Annotated in this window: 15 protein-coding genes; 12 read left to right on the top strand and 3 right to left on the bottom strand. The window is 59.0% G+C overall.

Translation table 11 applies throughout. From position 1 onward, the window contains the following. Nucleotides 1–3 precede the first annotated feature (3 nt). The 3 genes from AWB69_RS40045 to AWB69_RS40035 all read left to right on the top strand — a co-directional run bounded on the left by AWB69_RS40045 (nucleotide 4) and on the right by AWB69_RS40035 (nucleotide 2,996). Nucleotides 4–1,368, top strand: a complete 1,365-nt coding sequence (locus AWB69_RS40045; RefSeq protein ID WP_062092311.1) for a ParB/RepB/Spo0J family partition protein — start codon at nucleotides 4–6, stop codon at nucleotides 1,366–1,368. Further along, entirely contained in the window at nucleotides 1,368–1,853 is a 486-nt protein-coding gene (locus AWB69_RS40040) for a TrfB-related DNA-binding protein (protein WP_231937390.1), read from the top strand. Before AWB69_RS40045 ends, AWB69_RS40040 begins: the two co-directional genes overlap by 1 nt. A 126-nt stretch (nucleotides 1,854–1,979) precedes the next feature. Next, nucleotides 1,980–2,996 carry a replication initiator protein A gene (locus AWB69_RS40035; protein WP_231937389.1) on the top strand — a complete coding sequence of 339 codons (1,017 nt, stop codon included), beginning with the start codon at nucleotides 1,980–1,982 and terminating at the stop codon, nucleotides 2,994–2,996. A 295-nt stretch (nucleotides 2,997–3,291) separates the two neighbouring features. Here the strand turns inward: AWB69_RS40035 and AWB69_RS40030 are convergent, their stop codons facing one another. Further along, a complete protein-coding gene (locus AWB69_RS40030; protein ID WP_062092308.1) occupies nucleotides 3,292–3,873 on the bottom strand; it encodes a hypothetical protein in 582 nt (193 codons plus the stop codon). A 71-nt stretch (nucleotides 3,874–3,944) separates the two neighbouring features. On the opposite strand from AWB69_RS40030, the gene AWB69_RS40025 reads away from it, so the two are divergent. From AWB69_RS40025 to AWB69_RS40010, 3 genes are all read left to right on the top strand, one after another. Beyond that, nucleotides 3,945–4,727 carry an AbiU2 domain-containing protein gene (locus tag AWB69_RS40025; protein WP_063978015.1) on the top strand — a complete coding sequence of 261 codons (783 nt, stop codon included), beginning with the start codon at nucleotides 3,945–3,947 and terminating at the stop codon, nucleotides 4,725–4,727. Nucleotides 4,728–6,099: 1,372 nt separating this feature from the next. After that, nucleotides 6,100–8,151 carry a DUF262 domain-containing protein gene (locus AWB69_RS40015; protein WP_062092305.1) on the top strand — a complete coding sequence of 684 codons (2,052 nt, stop codon included), beginning with the start codon at nucleotides 6,100–6,102 and terminating at the stop codon, nucleotides 8,149–8,151. Nucleotides 8,152–8,316: 165 nt separating this feature from the next. Next, nucleotides 8,317–10,083: a P-loop NTPase fold protein gene (locus tag AWB69_RS40010; protein WP_062092304.1), complete on the top strand. Its 1,767-nt coding sequence runs from the start codon at nucleotides 8,317–8,319 to the stop codon at nucleotides 10,081–10,083. Between the two features lie 1,594 nt (nucleotides 10,084–11,677). Here AWB69_RS40010 and AWB69_RS40005 read toward each other — a convergent pair. Then, nucleotides 11,678–11,947, bottom strand: coding sequence for a hypothetical protein (locus AWB69_RS40005; protein WP_062092303.1), 270 nt, complete (start codon nucleotides 11,945–11,947; stop codon nucleotides 11,678–11,680). 612 nt (nucleotides 11,948–12,559) lie between these two features. On the opposite strand from AWB69_RS40005, the gene AWB69_RS40000 reads away from it, so the two are divergent. The 6 genes from AWB69_RS40000 (at nucleotide 12,560) to istB (ending at nucleotide 18,366) form a co-directional block, all read left to right on the top strand. Then, nucleotides 12,560–13,684 (top strand): adenine nucleotide alpha hydrolase family protein, encoded by a 1,125-nt coding sequence (locus tag AWB69_RS40000; protein ID WP_197500432.1) that lies wholly within the window; start codon nucleotides 12,560–12,562, stop codon nucleotides 13,682–13,684. Between the two features lie 56 nt (nucleotides 13,685–13,740). Then, nucleotides 13,741–14,451, top strand: a complete 711-nt coding sequence (locus AWB69_RS48950) for a DUF6884 domain-containing protein (protein ID WP_062092302.1) — start codon at nucleotides 13,741–13,743, stop codon at nucleotides 14,449–14,451. A 45-nt stretch (nucleotides 14,452–14,496) separates the two neighbouring features. Beyond that, nucleotides 14,497–15,393, top strand: a complete 897-nt coding sequence (locus AWB69_RS39990) for an ArdC family protein (RefSeq protein ID WP_062092301.1) — start codon at nucleotides 14,497–14,499, stop codon at nucleotides 15,391–15,393. Between the two features lie 55 nt (nucleotides 15,394–15,448). Next, nucleotides 15,449–15,925, top strand: coding sequence for a hypothetical protein (locus tag AWB69_RS39985; protein WP_062092300.1), 477 nt, complete (start codon nucleotides 15,449–15,451; stop codon nucleotides 15,923–15,925). Nucleotides 15,926–16,051: 126 nt separating this feature from the next. Next, nucleotides 16,052–17,548, top strand: coding sequence for an IS21 family transposase (gene istA, locus AWB69_RS39980; protein WP_062092299.1), 1,497 nt, complete (start codon nucleotides 16,052–16,054; stop codon nucleotides 17,546–17,548). Next, the gene (gene istB, locus AWB69_RS39975) at nucleotides 17,545–18,366 is read left to right on the top strand and encodes an IS21-like element helper ATPase IstB (RefSeq protein ID WP_062092298.1); all 822 of its coding nucleotides are present in this window, start codon (nucleotides 17,545–17,547) and stop codon (nucleotides 18,364–18,366) included. Before istA ends, istB begins: the two co-directional genes overlap by 4 nt. On the opposite strand, the gene AWB69_RS48365 is transcribed toward istB, so the two are convergent. Continuing rightward, entirely contained in the window at nucleotides 18,333–18,500 is a 168-nt protein-coding gene (locus AWB69_RS48365; protein WP_156529144.1) for a hypothetical protein, read from the bottom strand. The genes istB and AWB69_RS48365 overlap by 34 nt on opposite strands. Nucleotides 18,501–19,189: the final 689 nt, after the last annotated feature.

Below are 19,189 nucleotides of genomic sequence, written 5' to 3'. Positions count from 1 at the left end.
ATTATGCAGCTCAAAAATGGCCAACAGCTGACGAGTCTCGCTCAGCTATCGAAGATGAAGCCCGGCAGCGCAATGGCCGCGGCGATCGAGGAAGCAACAGGCGCGATCACTACTGAAATTCTAATTTCCAAGATCGTCATCAAGCCGCAGGACCGCTCAGACTTTAGCGACATCGAGGCGTTCGCCGAGCGCCTGAAGACGGTTGGCCATGTCCACACCGCGATTCTCGTACGCGCACTGGAAGACGACCAGTTCGAACTGATCGGCGGTGAGCGACGCGTGCGCGGCAGCATCGTGAACGGATGGGAGAAAATCCCGGCAAAGGTCTTTCCGGCAAGCACCCCGGACATCGTCATCCGGATGTACCAGATCTCGGAGAACGTCGATCGCAAACCGCTTTCGGCCAAAGAGACGGCCCTGGGTTTGGCGAGCGACATCGACAGATTTGGACGCGAGGAAGCCGCACGCCTGTGGACTAACCCGAAGGGCAAGCAGCGTAGCGAGTCGTGGATATCCAAACACCTTCGGTTCCGGAAGTACGGCCCAATCACACGGGAACTGTTCGACGCCGGCATGTTCGACGACATCGAGGCCGCGAACAAGATGGACGACATTGAGGCCGAGAGCACAGAACTCGCACACGAGCTTGCCGCCGCGATAAAAGCAGGCGAGAAGCTGGGCCGAGTCACGCTTGACGCCCGGCTTTCGCAATTGAAAGGTACGACGCAAAGTGACGCGCCTATTGTGGCAGCGTCGCCGGCAGCGGCCGATCGGCCGAACAGCCCCGCGCAGCGCTCGGCCGATGAACGCGGCGACCCCGCCAACTCTGCGGCCGACGACGACGCCGGCCTACCGTCATCCCACAATGAGGGACCGGCCGACGATAGTGAGCACTCGGCGTCCGCGCCTTCGGTCGCACAGGCTGTCCAGCAGGCAATGCAATCGCAAAAAGCTCCCCGTGAGGCAGCGGCCGCATCGCGACCGAAGCAGGAGAGGGCGACCGGCACGGACCCCATGAAGACCGTCATCTGGCGAGCCGAGGAGTTATTCCAGGAATCGACCGGATCAATACACCGGCTCCGTCAGTTGCAGGCGGATCTGGTGTCCGCCGGCGTGCCAGAGGAAGATGCCGACTGGAGGCTTTGGGTCGCATTCGTGCAGTTGGCTTGCTCGGCGTTGGTCGGTGTCGGGCAGCCTCGGGCAGGAAAAATGATAAACAGGTTGGTTGCTGAGTTAAATTCTAAGAGCGCAATAGAGCTGCTGAATGCGTTGCATCCGAGCCGCAAGGCGGGCGTTTTACCAGACGATTTCAGGTACGATACGGACCGTGAGATTCATCCTCTCGCGCCGAACAATTGGGCTCTCTAATGCACAGGAAAAAGGGGCAGATATGCCCCTTTTTTCATAGCCCGTCAACCATATCGTGTCGGATATTTACTTTGGCAACGTTCCGTCTTACTGCGAGAAAATTTACGGCACTTGATTCGTTCATGCGCAAGCAGGTCGAGTTGCAGGGCACCAAGCCTTTTGCCGAAACAACACGGGACATTGCACGGGCGGTGATCGTCGACGGTGAACCGTCGATAGACGTGCAAACGCGGTTTGAAGTGACGAAGCAACGAGTCAGTTCGATTGTTGGTCGTTACTACCAGGCGTATCTGACGATGAATCCCGCCGAGGGCGATCTTGCGGTTTTATGGCTAAAGCATGGCTTCGAAATGCCGAATAACCTAGTGAAACCGCTCGAAACGTTTCTCGCCACAGCGAGACGCAGCAAGGACGCCAAAAAGATCCAGTCTGCCGTCGCCGCCGTCATTGAAGCGCTCGAGATAGAAAAGAGCAAGCTGGAATGAAATGAGGGGTTAGTGCGATAAATGAGTACCATCGAACAACAAAGCAGTCACTCACTGCGCAGGCCAATACCGGGGCATAGCAAAACAAAGAAGGACTATCGGCGATCCGTCGAACGCGTTGTCAACATGACCAGTGACACGCAGGACGTCGAGATGTCTGTTTCACAGGAAGAGGCGTTTCATGACGCCGAGCAACTCGAGCTGTTCGCGGCCGAGCGCTTGCTCGCAACGTGGAAGCCGCGTGAGGATCTTCATTCTCTCGAATTCCCTCTGTTTTCTTTGCAAAAGGGCAAAGACACACGTGTCAGGGTGTATCGCAACGGTGAACAGATCGTGCGAATCATCCCGAGCGTCGTCGGCGCCGCCAACATCTTCGACAAGGACGTTCTTGTCTACGCGGCGACTCAGATCTGCAAGGCCGCGGACGCAAACCTTCCGGTTTCTCGCCGCATCCGCTTCAAGGTGCGGGACTTTCTTGTCTACACGGGCCGAAGCACAGGCGGAGCGTCTTACACCCGCGTCGTCGACAGTTGCCGGCGTTTGAAGGGGACGATCGTTGAGACCAACTTCGATGCGTCGCGGCTAGGCGCCAATGAAGAGGGCATCCACGAGAGTCTTTACGGATACGGCCTGATCGAAAATTACAAGATCATCACGTATACGGGCAACAAGAAGGGCGCGCTCGAAGTCGAACTGATCCTGTCGACGTGGACCTTCGACTCATTGATCAATCGCAAGGTGCTCACGATCCATCCAGGGTATTTCGATCTGGCGCAAGGACTCGAACGCCGGCTGTACGACCTTGCGAAGAAGCATTGCGGCGAAAAGCTGTGGTTCAAGATCGGGCTCGACAAGCTCTACGCCAAGTCCGGATCGGCACAGGCTCAGAAATACTTCCGGCGCGACGTCGTCGCCGCTATGGTGGCCGACAAGATGCCCGAGTTCCATATAGCCCTGGACGACGACAAGGCGATGGTCATTTTCTTCCGGTGCGATCGCGACAACCAAAAGCAGAACGCCCAGCTCATCGCCGGCATTCACAGGGAGCTGCTGTCCAAGAAGCTGCTGAACTGGTATTACACGTTGCGCCGATGGGATTCAAAGTCGGACCCGAAAGCGCAAATGGATCTGTTGCCAGCTTAGCTCAGGCCGCTTCACACACGTGTCGGTAGCGGCCACCCGGACGCACAGCGTATTCCACCCGTCAGGATGCGCTGCCGACCGTGGCCTTCCCCATCCCTTCACCTCCTGCACTAACCGGCGGCGTTCGTCGCTTCAGCTTGCTCGCCAGAGGCGACAGCGGCGGTGTCCACCAGTCGTCCAGTGTCCGGAACAGGACGTTGACCGGCGTGGGGAGCTGCCGCGCGACTGCCCTGATGAAGCCGACGCGGGGGTGACGTGGAGAACAGGCCAACGCCGGACGCCAGCAGGACATAGCTCAGCCGAAAACCTTCAATGCGAGTAAAAACGCCGCAATGACAGCAGCGCCGTATTTCAGTTGCGCCTGAGTTTGGGGACGTCTCCAATACGACTCCTCAGTCTGGCCCGTTAGCGTAATTGCTAACTGCACTGCACGGTTTTCGGAGCGACTGATAATCGCCAAGCAGCCAATGATTGTTGCGTGACTCCACTCGACGGGCATCGCGCCATTGTGCTTTGACAGCATGTGGAAATTTTGCCGATACGCGCGGAGGTGCTCATAGACATAAGCAACCTCTTTTGCTGTTTCCGCTCCGAGCGAACCTATCTTCGCTGCGTTCTGATCAAAGATCGGGCTTGGCGGCATCGGCCATTCAGGGAGATCGAGCTTTTTCCCGCTACGAATTTGCTCCTCCATAATGGCGAGACCTTCCCTGATCCTTGGAATCGGGGCGGTGTGCGATTCAAGTTCGCCTGCGAGCGCACCGGCAAGCGCCTGGCCGTCCCGAAAGCGCCTGTAATCTTCGGCAAAAAAATTGTTGAAATACCCGCCAGCCATAACGCCGAGAAACCCAATAAGCGCAGCGCTGATATCAGCCATGTTTGCCCTTGTTCGAATGTGCCGTTTCGGTGGCAGAATGGTCGCACGAAAAACATCAGATGAGTGACCAAATGGCTGATACGGACCGGACGGCCTTTATAGCTACCCAGGAGATAGAAGCATTGCAGAAAATGGTCGACGCCGCCCGTCAGGAGATCGAGCTGGCGGTCATGTTCCATGCGACTTGGCGACCTGCGGCGTATGACACCGGCCTTCATGCCCGTATCGGCACTTCCTATGCGGCGCATTCCTTTCAGATCATTCGTTTGTCGTTGCGTCGTGAGTTGTTACTGGCGCTGACCCGTGTATGGGACACCAATAAACAGGCTGTGAGGATGAGCCTCATAGCTGACCGTCTACGGGACAAAGAATTCTTTGAGACCCTGGTTCAATACCGGACAGGGCGCACCGGCCTTCGCTCCAAGTTTGCGCCGGACGCCATGAGGGATGCACTCGCGCCACGGCGGGAGCAGGTACTTGAGTTAATCGGTAAGTACAGCGCCGGCGGCCCAGCCTTTGCAGTTCTGGATAAGTTAAAGATGTTGCGCCACCAGCATCTGGCGCACCGCCAGTTGCCGAAGGCACCTGCGACACCGGAGGAATCGGCCACCCCTGAGCCGCAAGGGAAGGAAGACAAGCCGCCTGTGTGGGCGACCGACGACGAAATCGAGACGTTCTTCCAAGACAACCTTGAAATCATGCGCCTGCTGCTGAGTATGGTTCAGGGGCTTGCCTTCGACCTATCAGAAGCCACGGACGTTTATGAGCATCACGCGAAATACTTCTGGGCCGCTGTCCGCGGCGAGTGCACCGAGGGTCACCCTGACTATCGATCGCCACCGGTTGGCTCCTAAGAGGCTGGCGCGGCGCTATCGGGGGGGGGCGTGTCAATGAGAACACTGCGTTTTTTTTCAGTTACTGCGGCAGTCCGCGATCGGACATTCACTTCCCGCACCTTCCCGAGAAAGGGCCGTACATTCGCAGCGCAGCCGGCCGGCGCGCGCAAGTGACGGACGAGAGCGATCCGAAAGCGCGTCTATCGCACCACCCGGAGCCAGCCACAGACTTTCGGGACGGCGTCCCAACTCCTGCCACGGGATGCAAAAAAAATCCTGTCGGGTGTCACCATTCATGAAAAATGCGTCGTTGAATTTAAGGCGATTTTTCACTAAAAGTGACATTCAACATCGCCAACTACGACGCTGAAAGTGAAAAAATCCATCAACCCTGCCGCTATTCCTGAAAAAATGCGGACAGCCCTCATAAACCCTCGCTGACGAGCGGATGGGCGGGCTGGCTCGAATCCCGGCCCGCCGTGCCGTCCGCGCGGGTCGCTACAATGCCTGCGAACATTGCCTCGACGGACTCAACATGCAACCCAGATCCGAACCTTATTGCCCCTCTTGCGGACGCACAGATGAGCCGCGCCCCGATGGTGCGGAGCCCGTTTCCATTAATGGGGAAAGGTGGTGTTCGTGGTGCGCTGCTATCCGGCAAACGCCAAGCGGCTCGACGTATATCGAACGTCCGAGTCCGGGTCGGATGACCGAAGGTGGTTTGCCGGACGACCCCCTTGACGCGTGGCTGGACTGCTATGAGACCAAGCCGAAGAAGCGAATCAGGAAGGATGACGCGAAGGCTGAAATTCAGCGGGCGTGGGCGCTATGGGCCGGCGAGAAAACGACTGGACAGCCGATGTTCCTGTTTTTCCTTTGGCTCACCCGGCATAGACCTTATTTCCTGACCTTTCGGGCGAAAGGCGACCCATGGCAAACGGTACATAGCTGGCTCATACAATACGAAGACCGTCACGGCAGTCGCGCATAGCCCCGGCGAGCTTTTCTTGTGACGCTGGAACGGCTTCTGACTCGCGCGCGGAGAACGGAAGGGTCAGGCGCGGGAACCCGTCAAAACGACGCTGCAGGGCCGCATGGGGATGTCTCATACCGGCGACCGTGATCACCAATGTCGAGGATAGTGTTGCGTCAAGTGGATCTACAAGCGTTTCTTGTTTGCAGCGAATTGCTCCTGGCCCAGCGACTTTTTTTTACGGCTGCGAGTTGGGAAATCCACATAAGCCGGCTGCTGAAGTCCATAGTCAGCCTTTCCTCGCCAAGCGGGATACGCACGTGATCCGGACGATCGAGCGCTGGGAAGCAGCGCCGCCATTTTCTTCCACGTTTGAACCGTATCGCACTCAATGACAAGAATCGAGGAGCCACCCGAATGCAGCCGAACAAAGTCTCGCCGCTAACACTCTTCCATCAGCCGCTGCAGTACCTGGTCCCGATCTTCCAGCGCGGATATGTCTGGACCATCGAGAAGCAAATTCAGTTACTCTGGGCCGACATCGCGGAGCGGGCCGACGAGCTGGCCAAATACTTGGAACTGTTGGAGCAGGCGCGCCCAATGGGTTCCGCTCACTTGGTGCAAAAGCCCAGAAAGCATTTCCTGGGCACGGTCATCGTGACCGACCATGTCTCGGGTCGTCCGGGCGAACCGACCACCACCGAAGTCATAGATGGCCAGCAGCGCATGACGACCATGCAACTCCTCGCACTCGCCTTTCGGGACGCTCTTGCAAGCGTAGAGGATGAGTACCAGCAGGCATCCCTTGATGTCTACACACATAACGCTGCTAAGTACAGCCATAACCACTACCACTACAAAATCTGGCCGACCAATGCCGGGCGATCGGAGATGACTGATCTGGTGGAGTGCCGCTCAGCCCGTAAGGTCTGCGAGAAGTATCCGATAACGACAACTGGCAGCGGTAGGTCGAAGAAACGGGTACTCCGTCCGCTGCTCGTCGAGGCCTATCTGTATTTCTACGGCGTGGTGTCCATGTTTCTCAGGGGCAAGGACTTCGATGAAGTCATTCAGGAAACACCGCACCCTCTTGACGAATTACTCCAGGACCTCGGCTTCGAAGTCGACGGAGATAAAACTTGGGCGATGCGATGGGTCCACGGCATCCGCCATGATTTGCATCCTCAGATTCCGTTCGAAGATCTACCGATCCGCCCCGAACGCATTACGCTTTTGCTGTCGACGTTGACAGATTACCTGCAATTGATCGAGTTGCGCCTGGACCCAGACGATGATGCGCAGATCATATTCGAGTCCCTCAATGGTCGCGGGGAGCGCTTGACCCCGGCAGACCTCATTCGCAATTTCGTATTTCTTGAAGCCACCCGCGCGAACGCACGCACCGACACTCTCTACACGGAGCACTGGCAGGACTTTGATGAGGCGCCTGCGGAGAAAGGCGCGATCAGCAAGAGCAGGCTCTTCTGGAAGGTTGAGGAGCGCCAGGGGCGCTTGACGAATACGCGGCTCGATACGTTCCTCTATCACTACGTGTCCATGCGCTCGATGGACGACGTCAAGCTCGATCACGTTTTCGAGTCATTCAAGCAGTGGTGGTTTGCTGAAAAGCCAGATGTCGATGTTGAGCTGACGCGTTTGAAGAAGGCTGCCAAACTCTTCGAATCTCTCATCGTGCCGGACAGGAAGACACGCTTTGGACGGTTCGCGCACAACATGCGCGTGCTCGACAGTTCTACGATGACTCCGGTCGTTCTCTATCTGGGCGAGCAGCTTGGAACCGAGTCGGAGGAGTTCCTAGCAAGTCTGCAGATCCTTGAATCCTACGTAGTGCGCAGAGCGGTATGCGGCCTGACCGCCAAAGCGTACAACAGGGTCTTTCCGGGCCTTCTGAAGCGCCTCGCAGGGCCGGAAAAACCCACGTCATCCGCCATTGCGCAGCATTTGATGGGCCTTGCAGGTGGGCCCACCCAGAACTGGCCCGACGATGCCGAGTTCAGCAAGGCGTGGTTGGAAGGGCCTACCTACAGGCACCTGCGGTCCGCGAAGACCAAGATGATGCTCGAGGCACTCGAGCTTGCCGCACGTAACAAGGTTCACCACGAGACAGAGGTGTTGCCAACGGCACCACTTCACGTCGAGCATGTATTGCCGGTCGCATGGAAAGAGCATTGGCCGTCACCGGGTGACGCGAATGCTGAATTGGTCAGGGACCAACTGCTGCATAACGTCGGCAACCTCACCTTGTTGACAGAAAAACTCAATCCTGCCCTGAGCAATCTCGGATTTGACGTGAAGCGACCGGAAATCACCAAGAGCTTGCTCGCGCTGAACGCCTATTTCCAGGACCCGAGGTGGAGTGAGCCGGGCGCGGTATGGACTGAAGGTGAGATCCGTAAGCGGGCGGAAGTGCTCTGGAAACTCGCCGTTAACGTCTGGCCACACGCTTGAGCGGCGGCGATCGAAGCCTGCAGAGGGTGACGTCCGTGGCTCGGCCTTGTATTCCTGATGGGGCCACATGCATGACTCGCCGGTTCGCCGTCCCAGTGTGGCGCCACTGCAGCGTTGAGCGCCACGATTGGCGATCGCGAAACGGCTGTTTATCGGGCGTCGCCTATGGCAACGCCTGCAGCACCGCTCGGCGTGTTCGTCGACGTTGGAAACGAGCGGACACGGAGTTTCAAATACCAAGACCGAGAGGTGGACATGTCCCGAGAAGTCATCCGATCCGTGGTAACGCAATTCATCGATTCATGCGTCCCGCAGGTTCTAGCAGTAACGGGGCCGTGGGGAGTAGGCAAGACATTCGCTCTGAGGCACCTGATAGAAGCGTACGCCGGCCAGCATTCTGTGAAGCGATATTCGTACACATCCGTCTTCGGCGCCCAGTCAATCTCAGAGATCCGGACATCGCTGCTTGCGAAGACGCACACATTCCCGCTCGGGGAGCATTCAAGCACTGGCATGCGCGCGAAATTGGAAGTCGAGGCGCGCAAGAAAAAGTTAAAGGAAGTGGTCGGGCACCTCAAGGAGATGCTTCCATTCGGTGGCAAACACCTTTTTGTGGCTCTGGAAGCAATCGCCGGCTCTTTCGTCACCGACACGCTTGTCGTCCTCGACGATATCGAGCGTCTCGGCGAGCAGCTCAAGCTCGACGATCTTATGGGTTTGGTGTCAGAACTGAAAGAGCAGGCCCGTTGCAAGGTGATGCTCATCTTTAACGAAGAGGAGTTCAGCGACGGAAATAAGGCCGTCTATGCGAGATATGCCGAAAAGGTGGTCGACCAAAAGTTGCAATTCGTCATGTCGTCGGACGACGCAGTCGAGCTTGGCCTTTCTGCCGACACGCCACTGCGGGAACTCGTCGCCGAGCCGATTCATCACCTCGATATTAACAACATACGCGTGATCCAGAAGATCGAGTCGGCGCTCCGGATGATCTATCCGCTCATCAAAGACTCGTCGGAAAAGGTCAAGCGCCAGGCGGCAATCAGCATCTCCGTGTTCGCCAGCTCGCTTTACGAAAGCGGACGCGGTTTTCCCGGCCCTGACCAGATCCTGAAATACAACACCTACGCCCATCGCATGCTCGCGAGGGAAAACGAGCCCGCGGCGAGTGATGAGGAGTGGGTATCACGTCTGCAGCTTTGCGGGTTTACAAACGCCGATGACTTTGACGGAGCGATTCTAGATGCGATGCAGTGCGGTTACGTTGAAGGTTCGGATATTCGCACACTCACAGCAGCTCTCGACGCTGTCGCCGATCGGGACAGGTTGGATGAGATCTTCACCGCTGTCTGGAGGAAGTTCCACGATCGGCTTGATATGACCGGCGAGCAACTCGCTGATGAGTTCATCGTGGCAGTCAGACAGGCTGCATCGGTTATCACCCCTTTGAACATCAACAGCACAGTGAAACTCGTTCGGGAGCTTGGATTCGAGAACAAGGCAGATGAAATCATTGAGATTTACATCGATCAGAGGAAGGACACGCCGCAGCTGTTCGATGTCGAACATCAGTCCCGACTCGGAGAAGTTGACGATCAGAAGGCCCGTGCCCGCTTCCTCGACGTCTTCAACGCCTCTGGCAATGCGTTGGGGTTGCGGGAAGCAGCTAGTTTCATTGTGCAGAATGAGCACTGGGATGATGGAATCATTCCGGCGTTCCTTCACGCACAACCGGACCAGCTTATCGACCTACTGAGGGAGCATCAGGGGCCGGAGCTGCAACGGCTAGTCACGGGCATTTTTCGTTTGCCAGCGAACATCGAGGAACGCGAGGCTATCAGGGTGAACATGGTTTCTGCACTGAAGACAATAGGTCGGGAATCATCGCTCAACAAGATTCGAGTCGCACGCTGGGGTGTCGCAGTCGACGATTGAGCCTGCTCTCGAGATCGGGGCATCTTCTGCCTTAATCGGTTGTTGTCGGACGGCAAGTCCTCGCAGCAAAGCGTTGGCCGCCCGGACATTTCACTAACTGTGGCACCAGTTTTTCACTTACCTGGCGCAGTTTTCACTTTCCGTGGCATCCGACAAATCCCAATAATGCGTCTATCGCACCACTCACATGCCCGCGTCTATCGCACCACCAGATGCAACATACGGCCCCCTGGAAATGTGTCGATCGCACCACCACGCCGCACGTCTATCCCACCACCGCGAAACGGACCTTGAATCGCTAAACGCCCGATCTGACAGGGCTATGCCCTTGATTAGAGTGAATATTCAATTTGCATAGACCGGGGGAAAGCTGTTTTTTCGACGCGTCTATCGCACCACCCGCCCCATTTTTGTGGATAACATTGTGGCCTTCGCGTCTATCACACCACCGCCCGCGTCTATCGCACCACCTGGGCTACGTCTATCCCACCACCGCCGACGCGTCTATCGAGCCACCGAACGCCCCGCAAACCCACGTCCCACGGGCGTCTCGCGGACCGTAAACGCGCGCGCGGTTAACTTCTTCTTTTTTAACTGTTTTTAACTGCGATTTGAACAAGGCCCCACCCTCAGTGAGGGGGGTGCAAGCACCCCCCGGCCGGGTTCGACGGCTAAAGCCGTCCCCACCCCCCCGGCCACACCCCCCAAAGGCAAATCGTGGCCCCAAAGGGGCGGGCCTGGAAGAACACCCACGCATAACCAAGGACATCGAGCGGCAGGCACTAAGGGCTGCGGCGCGCCTGCGGCACCCCGCACCCCTAAGTGCGCGATAATCGCCGGCGCCCGACAAGTCGGACCCCGGCTCCACGCGCTCGTGTGCTCGCCTTTTGCCGTGCAAGCGAAACGGTCCACCACGGCTAAAAACCCGGGTTTTGCAGGGAAGGGGGGGGGTCCGGTTGATTTTCGGCGTGTCCGTCCAGCTCAAACAGCCGCAGAGGGCTTCGCAGCCATTGCGGAAGGGTGCGGGTAGGCCGCATGTCGCCGAACGCTCCTGGACGCCAGCGCGCGAGACGGTCATTGAGAACAGGTATCAGCGTCTATCGGACCACGTGCTGGCCAGAGCTGCATTCGTAGCTGTCAGTTCGAACGAATCTCAGCGGCCACAATGAAAAACGGCCTGCCCTTTCAGGCAAGCCGTTTTAACCCGATCAAAAGCTCGGGTGAGACTCGGTCCGCAATCCCCACACAACTTTTACCGCGATGGCTCTCCTGGTTCGTAGCGCCCACTAGAGGCCGAGGGACCGAATACGCGCGGGCCACCGCCGCGCTGAGCGTGAATTTATCATGAGCGTCGCTGCCGCGCCAAGATCTCGTGGCTGCGCACGGCCCATGAATTACGCGCCCTAAAAAGCCAAAAGCCCGCTGGTTAGAGCGGGCCTCCGACTGCCTTTCCGGAAGAAACAAACTTTGCTTTCGTGCGCTGCAATTAGCGTCGAAGCGCTGTTATTTAACCCCAGGTGAAACCCTGAACGCAAGGATTATTCAGAGGATTTTTATTTCAGGTTTCGTCCGCTCACTTACGCGAATATCGACATCAGAACCTGGCCGCGATCCGCGGCTCAATGAATCGATAAACGGCCGCAGATTCCTGCGGCGTTAAGCCGGCGACGAGCGCGTACTCAATGCAGCGCTGTGCGAGCAGCTTGTCAGCCTCGGCCATCGAGCGGAGCGCGAAGAGACTGCAGACCATGTCGGGATGGACTATCGAAGCGAGTACGTCGAGAAGCAGCGCACGTGCGCCAGTCTTATCGAGAAGGATCGCCTCGATCGCGTCGGTGAAGGGATAGGGCAGCTGCTGGGTCATGTGAATGTCGAAAGATAGCGAAACAGTATAGCGTCGCCGCTGCACAGATCGCGAACTGATATTAAGAGATCCGCATCACCGGAGTGTGGCTTGATATCAGTAGCGTCGCACGACGTTGCACCCACCAACGGCAAAACGCAGTGGATCCAATCAGCGCACTACAGCCGCCCCGCATTCGCGAGGCGGTGATCGTTTGAGCGCGAGTCGGGCGTTGCGCTTTTCGCGCAGTCCACCCCGACGAAATGTCGCTCCGCGGCGCTATCGCTTGCTACGCGAGGTTGCGCTCGCCGCGCGGCGTTTCGCTTCGCCACGGCTCTCTGTGCCGAATTCCCGTCCCCCTCGTTTCGTCGTCCTTTTCTCGCGATCGTAGCCACGTCCTGCGCTGCGTCAAGGCGCGCGGGGCCGTGTCAGTCGCTGCCGCTCCATCCCGCCCCACACCCCGCGCTTGAATCCTTGACCCAGCTACGGCCACGTCTCCTTTGATCGCGGGACGACGAACTCAGGGGAACGGCGGCAACGGCGAGAGACGCCGCCGACTCAGCAGAAACATCTTTTCACGCCGGGACTCGGAATCTAGGGGCCCGGTCAGCTTTGAACGAATGTGAGGACAGGATGGAAAACAACATTGGCAAGCAGCGCGGGGCGCGTCATCGGTACGGTGAACTGACGGCGAATCTGCACACGATGCTGTCGCCGTCGCAGAGACAAGCTCTCAACGACGCGTTGGCCGGTCGGTCGCTGGCTGTGTGCTTCGGTTCCGGCGTTGACTCGACCGCGATGCTCGTCGCGCTCCGTGCGGCTGACCTTCGTCCTGATGTCATTACCTTCGCAGACACCGGCGGCGAAAAAGAGGAAACCATTGCGCACGTCGACAAGATGAACGTGGTTCTGCGCTCCTGGGGTTGGTCACTGATCGACGTGTGCCGCAAGGTTCCTCTCGCGTCCACTGGCTACTCCGACCTGTATGGAAATTGCCTCGCCAATGAGACTCTGCCATCGCTGGCATTCGGCATGAAATCCTGCAGCATCAAGTGGAAGCAGTCCCCACAGGACCAGTTTCTGAAAGGCGCGAAGTCCGGCCCGAACGCAAGGCCGCCGCACCCACTGTGGGTCTCGGCTCAGGCCACGGGCCAGCGAATCATCAAGCTGATCGGCTACGACTGCGGCCCCGCCGATATGCGCCGGTCGAAAGGGCTGAAGCCGTCCGATGCGGATTTCGAGTACGTCTACCCGTTGCAGCTTGTGCGCTGGGCTCGCCGCGACTGCGTTCGCGCCATCACCGAAGCACTCGGCGCTGAGATGGTGCCAGTTAAGTCAGCGTGTTTTTTTTGTCCGGCTTCAAAACGATGGGAGCTGTACTGGCTCGCCGCAAATCATCCAGACCTCCTCGAGCGCGCGTTGCTCCTGGAGCGAACTGCGCTTACTGGCCGACACAGCCGGTTCGACGCTGTTGAATTCGGCGCGAGTTGGGACGAGCTGGTACGCAACGCAGACCGCTTCCCGAGTACTTCGACCACAGTAGGCCTTGGCCGCAACTTTGCGTGGAACCAGTGGGCTCGCGTGAACGACGTTGTTGATGCCGATTTTCGAGTGAAGCGCAGCGATGCCGACCGTGCCCGGTTTGCGCTGCTGTCCGACACGCTCCGGGACGAAGACAACGCACTCGACTCGCGCAGCGCCGGCATCCCCATTGTTCCAGTCCCGGTCTCCACGCAGATGCAGTTGGCGTGGGAGTGAACGGGCCGCACGTCGTACACGCAGATTCGATACATAACTATCCGTCAGGATTTCTAATGACTAACACCAGCAAGCATCTCATCATCATGGCCTGTTCCGCGACGAAGCTGGAGCAACCGGCACCGGCGCTCGATCTCTATCGGGGCGTGATGTATAGCACTTACCGTGCGAACGTGCGGCACGAGGCAAGGCCGGAAGTCATGATCCTGTCGGCACGTCACGGCTTTCTGCGGGCCGATACCATTATCGCGCCGTACGAACACCGCATGTCGACCGAGCGCGCTGACGCGATGCTGAACGATCTTCCCAGCTACCTGTGCGACGGTTGGCCAGCGCAAGCGCGCAGCGTGTTGCTGGTCGGCGGCAAAGAATATCGTCGCGTGATGCGTGCCGCAGTCTCGCACCTGTCCACCAGAGGATGTCTGGCTTCGGACACGTGCGTTGAAGAAACCAACGGCGGTATCGGTTACCAGCGGTCCCAACTCGGCGCATATCTCCGGGCAATCGCGAAGCCGGATGACAACGTGGTTGGGTTCCAGCCGAACGGTACGCCGCTGTATCGCCGGCTCGGCGTGTACGCCATTGGCGACACCGTCCAGGTTGCCTACCGGGCGCGGCCTGATCTGCCGGCGCGACCGGCGCGCATCGAAGAGCTGTTCGACGGCCCACGCGGTGACACCGCGAGCATTGCCATGCTCGACGTGAAACCGGGGGCGCCGGCGCAGACGTGGATCTCCTTGTCTGATCTGCAGCCGGTCCATGCGTAACCAGAACTGCCACCTGATCCACGAACTGAACGGACCACATCAATCATGAAAGCTCTGAAGCAAACCATCAAGCGCGACTTGAAACAGGAGGTCACCGACCGTCTTGTGAATGCCATGGAAGCGGGTCGAATGTCGCCGCCGAATCTATGGGCCTGCAGCGCGTCTGGAGGCCTGCCTGTCAACTACGCCACCAAGAACATGTTCAGCGGCGCGAACGTGCTGCTGTTGTGGCTCGAAGCGGCAGAGAGGGGTTTTGCCCGCAACGAGTGGATGACCTACAACCAGGCGCAGGCAATCGGTGCGCAGGTGCGCCGCGGTGCGAAGGGCTGTCGGCTTGTCCGGTTCGACAAGGAGGAGCGTATCGATCCGGAGACGGGGGAGATTGAGTTCTTTCCGGATCCGGTAGCGTTCAGTGTATTTAACGTCGAGGAAATCGACGGCGTTGTGTCGGTCTCGCGTTGTGAGGAGTTCGCACCGGTCGACGTAGCGGAACATATCCTCAAGCAGACCGGCGCCCGGGTCGTCGAAACAGGAGAGCACGCTTTCTACCGGGCGAGCACTGATGAGTGTTTCCTGCCGGAACGCGGTCGTTTCGCCGATCTGTCCAGTTTCTATCGCGCTGCCACCCACGGACTGATGCACTGGACCGCGCACTCTTCGCGACTGGCCCGTGACTTCAGCGCGCGCTTTGGCGACGACGGAGACGCGTTCGAGGAGCTGGTCGCTGAACTCGGTGCGGCTTTTTGCCTTGCCCGCATCGGCATGCAAGACGGCCAGCTCGAGCATGACGCGTCCCATCTCGACCCATGGATCCGAGTGCTAAAGAAAGACAAGAACGCGCTATTCACGGCGGCCAGCCGAGCTAACGACGCCTACTCGTATGTGATGAAGCGCGCCCGTATGACCGACTCGCCCTCAATCGAATGGGCTGCAGCGGCATGACAGGGACCTACGCGCCACTGAAAGTGAATCGGGATTTTTAACAGGAGAACGGCCGATGTCGGAATATATCAACGCCGCGCCGCAAGAGCTGCGGCCGCAACAGATGATCTTCGAAGCCTTCTGCCGGGAGGCCTTTCTCAAGCCGCTCGAAAATCACGGCCGGGCGGCCGAAGTGTTCTTTCGAGGGACCAGCCTGGGCTTCGTTGATCACCTGGGCGTAGCGGGACTGATGCAGGCCCACGAAAGGGAGTTAAACAACGCCCTCTATTCGCATTCGCCGACCGGCCTTCCGATTGATGACGAGCTGCCCAGCGCCGCGGCTCTCGCCGAGTATCCGCACCTACGGCAGCGGTTTCCGGAGGCGGCGCAGCTGGTCGACGCGCAGAATGAACCGGTGCCGGACGGTGCGGTGTCCGCCTCGCCGGACGCTCAGGCCAACGTACTCCGATCCGCTTCGGCCGAGCAGTTGCTGATGGAGCTTGCTCATCGCGGTGTGTTCATTGGACGGCGACAATCATGTTGGCCGGTGTAGCGGCGAAGGTTTTGGCCGGTGATGTGGAGTCGAAGGCGGCGTAGCCGCCGAAGGCAACGCATCACCGGCGGCGCCGAGTCGGCCGGGCTCTACGATGGCTGATCGAATAAAAAAGCGATCAGCTACATGTCTGGAACCCGCATTACCGACCAACAGGTTCGCCTCTACATGTCTAAACGCAAACATCACTCGCAGGAGATCGCCGCAGCGAAGGCTGGCATCAGCGTACGCAGCGCCCGGCGCATAGAAGGAGCCGCCACGATGCCTTCCCAGAAGCCGCGCGGCTACTGGCGCTCACGCCCCGACCCGTTCGCTGACGTCTGGGACACCGAAGTCGTTCCGATGCTTGCAAATGCGCCGCAACTTCAGGCGATCACGATCCTGCGCAAACTGCAGGACGATCACGCCGGGCAGTATCCCGACAGCACACGCCGCACACTTGAGCGGCGCGTGAGGCAATGGAGGGCGATGTCCGGTCCGCCGAAGGAAGTCTTCTTCCCCCAGCAGCATGAGCCCGGCGCACGCGGTCTGTCCGACTTTACCGACATGGCCGAAGTGCGCGTGACGATCGCTGGCATTCAGTTCGATCACCGCCTGTATCACTTCGTGCTCGCGTTCTCACGCTGGGAATACGTCAACGTCGTTGAAGGCGGAGAGAGCTTCGAGGCCCTGTCCATGGGATTGCAGAACGCCCTGTGGCAAGCGGGCGGATGTCCGCGCGAACATCGCACCGATAGCCTGTCAGCGGCGTTCAGAAACCTCGCCGACGAAGACGACTTCACGGCACGCTATGCGGCGCTGCTTGAGCACTACGGCATGCACGGCACGCGCAACAATCGTGGCCTCGGTCACGAGAATGGCAGCGTTGAATCGTCGCATCGCTATCTTAAAGAAGCCGTCGATCAGGCGTTGATGTTGCGCGGTCATCGAGACTTCGCCGATCGTGCGGCCTACAACGAGTTTCTGCGCGAGATCGTCATGCGCCGTAACCGGCGTAACGCGGCGGCGTTCCGCCTTGAGCGCGAACAGCTCATGGATCTGCCGCCAAGGCGCACGACCGACTTCGTCGAGGAAGAAGCGCGCGTCACACGCTGCAGCACATTCACTGTGCGCGGCATTCTGTACAGCGCGCCATCGCGCCTGATTGGCCACCGCCTTAAGGTGCGCGTTTATGGTGACCGGCTTGACTGCTATCTGTCCGGCGCACTGGTCCACAGTACCCCGCGAGGCTCGCGTGCCGGCGATAACCGTCGTTCACTGGATTACCGACACTTCATCGAGAGCATCAAACGCAAGCCACAGGCCTTCAAGGGACTTGCGTTTCGCGACGAGCTGTTCCCGCGTGAAGCCTATCGCCGGACATGGGAACAGCTGGAGGTGCGATTGGCGCAACGCGAGGCGTGCAAGACGATGGTCGGATTGCTCGAGCTCGCCGCGATGGATGGCGTCGAGGCTCTGTTGGCCGCGCGCCTGAATGCCTTGCTCGTTGACAGTAATCTGCCCGATCTGAAGGCCTTGCGCGAGGAATTTGCGCCACGTCATGCCACTTGCCCAGTCGTCAATGTCGAGATGCCACCTGTAAGCAGCTATGACGACCTGCTGCACAAGGAGGTGGCGGCATGAGCACACCCGCTTACGATGCTGGCCGTCTGGCCCTGATGCTCAATGAACTGCGCCTGCCGACGATCGCCCGTCTGTGGCCCGAGTTTGCGCAGCGTTCCGATAAGGAAGGCTGGCAGGCTACGCGGTTGCTCGGCGCACTGCTCGAGCATGAACTGGCCGAACGGGCGAAACGACGCATCGAACGACACCGTGCCGAGTCGCATCTGGACCCGACCAAAACGCTTGCAACCTTCGACTTCAGCATGGTGCCGATGGTCTCGAAGGCGCACGTTATGGCACTCGCGACCGGCGACGCATGGCTTGAGAAAGGCGCCACGGCGCTTCTGTTTGGGCCGCCCGGGGCGGGAAAAAGTCATCTGGGTTCGGCCATCGGACACGCGCTGATCGACGCAGGCTACCGGGTGATGTTCACGCGCACCAGCGAGCTCGTGCAGAAGTTGCAGGCTGCACGGCAGAGCCTGCAGTTGCCGTCGGCCCTTGCCAAACTAGATCGGTTCGACCTGATCATCCTGGACGACCTGTCGTACGCGCGCAAGGACCAGGCTGAAACGAGCGTGCTGTTCGAACTGATCGCCGAAAGATACGAGCGCCGTAGCCTCCTCATCACGGCTAACCAGCCGTTCTCGGGCTGGAACGACGTGTTCCCGGATCCGGGCATGACCGTCGCTGCAATTGACCGGCTCGTCCATCATTCGACGATCTTCGAGATGAATGTCGAAAGCTATCGTCGTCGTACCGCCAGCGACAAACAGAACAGCCGGCGCCGACAATCATCCAGCGACAATCAAAAGGAAGGAGCGACAAACATGGCTGAATAACCGCCGACAATCAACCCGGTCGACCGGCCAAGATGGTTGTCGGTAAACCGGCCATCCTGCTTGACGTTATCCAGTTCATGGATCTCCATCATGCCGTCGGCGCCCTGCATGACCATCTTGAACGTGCGGGGCATATGGACAGCGACAGTCCACTGACCTCTTACCTTACCTATCGATTGCGTGCCGCAGACGCAGCTGTGTCCGGCCGCTCAGACTCGGCGGCCGCGGCCGGCAGGTGGCGAGAGAAGATCGACATCCTGAACGCGGCGCACGTGCAGACTCGGCACTGACGGCGTGAGTGATATTCAAGGCCCCTGCGGACACAACGGCAGGGGCTTTTTACTTTGCGATCCTGAAAAAGCTCACCTTGCCATTGGATCCGCTGCCATCCAGCCGGGACGCTGCAACTCGCGAGCCAGGCGATCGCCTGTCACGCCAGTTGCACATCGGCGCCCCGGAACAGTAGAACACGCGCCTCGAGCTGCGCTCTTCTTCGCGAGCACCCCGACGAAATGTCGCTCCGCGGCGCTGCCGCTTGCTGCGCGAGGTTGCGCTCGCCGCGCGGCGTTTCGCTTCGCCAGGGCTCTCTGTGCCGAATTCCCGTCCCCCTCGTTCGCCGTCCTTTTCTCGCGATCGTAGCCACGTCCTGCGCTGCGTCAAGGCGCGCGGGGCCGTGTCAGTCGCTGCGCTCCATCCCGCCCCAGCACCCCGCGCTTGAATCCTTGACCCAGCTACGGCCGCGTCTCCTTTGATCGCGGGACGACGAACTCAGGGGAACGGCGGCAACGGCGAGAGACGCCGCCGACTCAGCAGAAACATCTTT

Origin of the sequence: Caballeronia udeis, assembly GCF_001544555.2 — a bacterium.
Lineage (GTDB): Bacteria > Pseudomonadota > Gammaproteobacteria > Burkholderiales > Burkholderiaceae > Caballeronia > Caballeronia udeis.
This window is presented reverse-complemented; position numbering and strand designations above follow the sequence as displayed.

What these genes read in the sequence shown, in the direction of transcription:
- AWB69_RS40005 (WP_062092303.1), bottom strand. Translation starts at nt 11,947, where the DNA reads ATGACCCAGCAGCTGCCCTATCCCTTCACCGACGCGATCGAGGCGATC.
- AWB69_RS40015 (WP_062092305.1), top strand. Translation starts at nt 6,100, where the DNA reads ATGCAGCCGAACAAAGTCTCGCCGCTAACACTCTTCCATCAGCCGCTG.
- AWB69_RS40035 (WP_231937389.1), top strand. Translation starts at nt 1,980, where the DNA reads ATGACCAGTGACACGCAGGACGTCGAGATGTCTGTTTCACAGGAAGAG.
- AWB69_RS39985 (WP_062092300.1), top strand. Translation starts at nt 15,449, where the DNA reads ATGTCGGAATATATCAACGCCGCGCCGCAAGAGCTGCGGCCGCAACAG.
- AWB69_RS39990 (WP_062092301.1), top strand. Translation starts at nt 14,497, where the DNA reads ATGAAAGCTCTGAAGCAAACCATCAAGCGCGACTTGAAACAGGAGGTC.
- AWB69_RS40045 (WP_062092311.1), top strand. Translation starts at nt 4, where the DNA reads ATGCAGCTCAAAAATGGCCAACAGCTGACGAGTCTCGCTCAGCTATCG.
- istA (WP_062092299.1), top strand. Translation starts at nt 16,052, where the DNA reads ATGTCTGGAACCCGCATTACCGACCAACAGGTTCGCCTCTACATGTCT.
- AWB69_RS48950 (WP_062092302.1), top strand. Translation starts at nt 13,741, where the DNA reads ATGACTAACACCAGCAAGCATCTCATCATCATGGCCTGTTCCGCGACG.
- istB (WP_062092298.1), top strand. Translation starts at nt 17,545, where the DNA reads ATGAGCACACCCGCTTACGATGCTGGCCGTCTGGCCCTGATGCTCAAT.
- AWB69_RS40040 (WP_231937390.1), top strand. Translation starts at nt 1,368, where the DNA reads ATGCACAGGAAAAAGGGGCAGATATGCCCCTTTTTTCATAGCCCGTCA.
- AWB69_RS40025 (WP_063978015.1), top strand. Translation starts at nt 3,945, where the DNA reads ATGGCTGATACGGACCGGACGGCCTTTATAGCTACCCAGGAGATAGAA.
- AWB69_RS48365 (WP_156529144.1), bottom strand. Translation starts at nt 18,500, where the DNA reads ATGCCCCGCACGTTCAAGATGGTCATGCAGGGCGCCGACGGCATGATG.
- AWB69_RS40000 (WP_197500432.1), top strand. Translation starts at nt 12,560, where the DNA reads ATGGAAAACAACATTGGCAAGCAGCGCGGGGCGCGTCATCGGTACGGT.
- AWB69_RS40030 (WP_062092308.1), bottom strand. Translation starts at nt 3,873, where the DNA reads ATGGCTGATATCAGCGCTGCGCTTATTGGGTTTCTCGGCGTTATGGCT.
- AWB69_RS40010 (WP_062092304.1), top strand. Translation starts at nt 8,317, where the DNA reads ATGGCAACGCCTGCAGCACCGCTCGGCGTGTTCGTCGACGTTGGAAAC.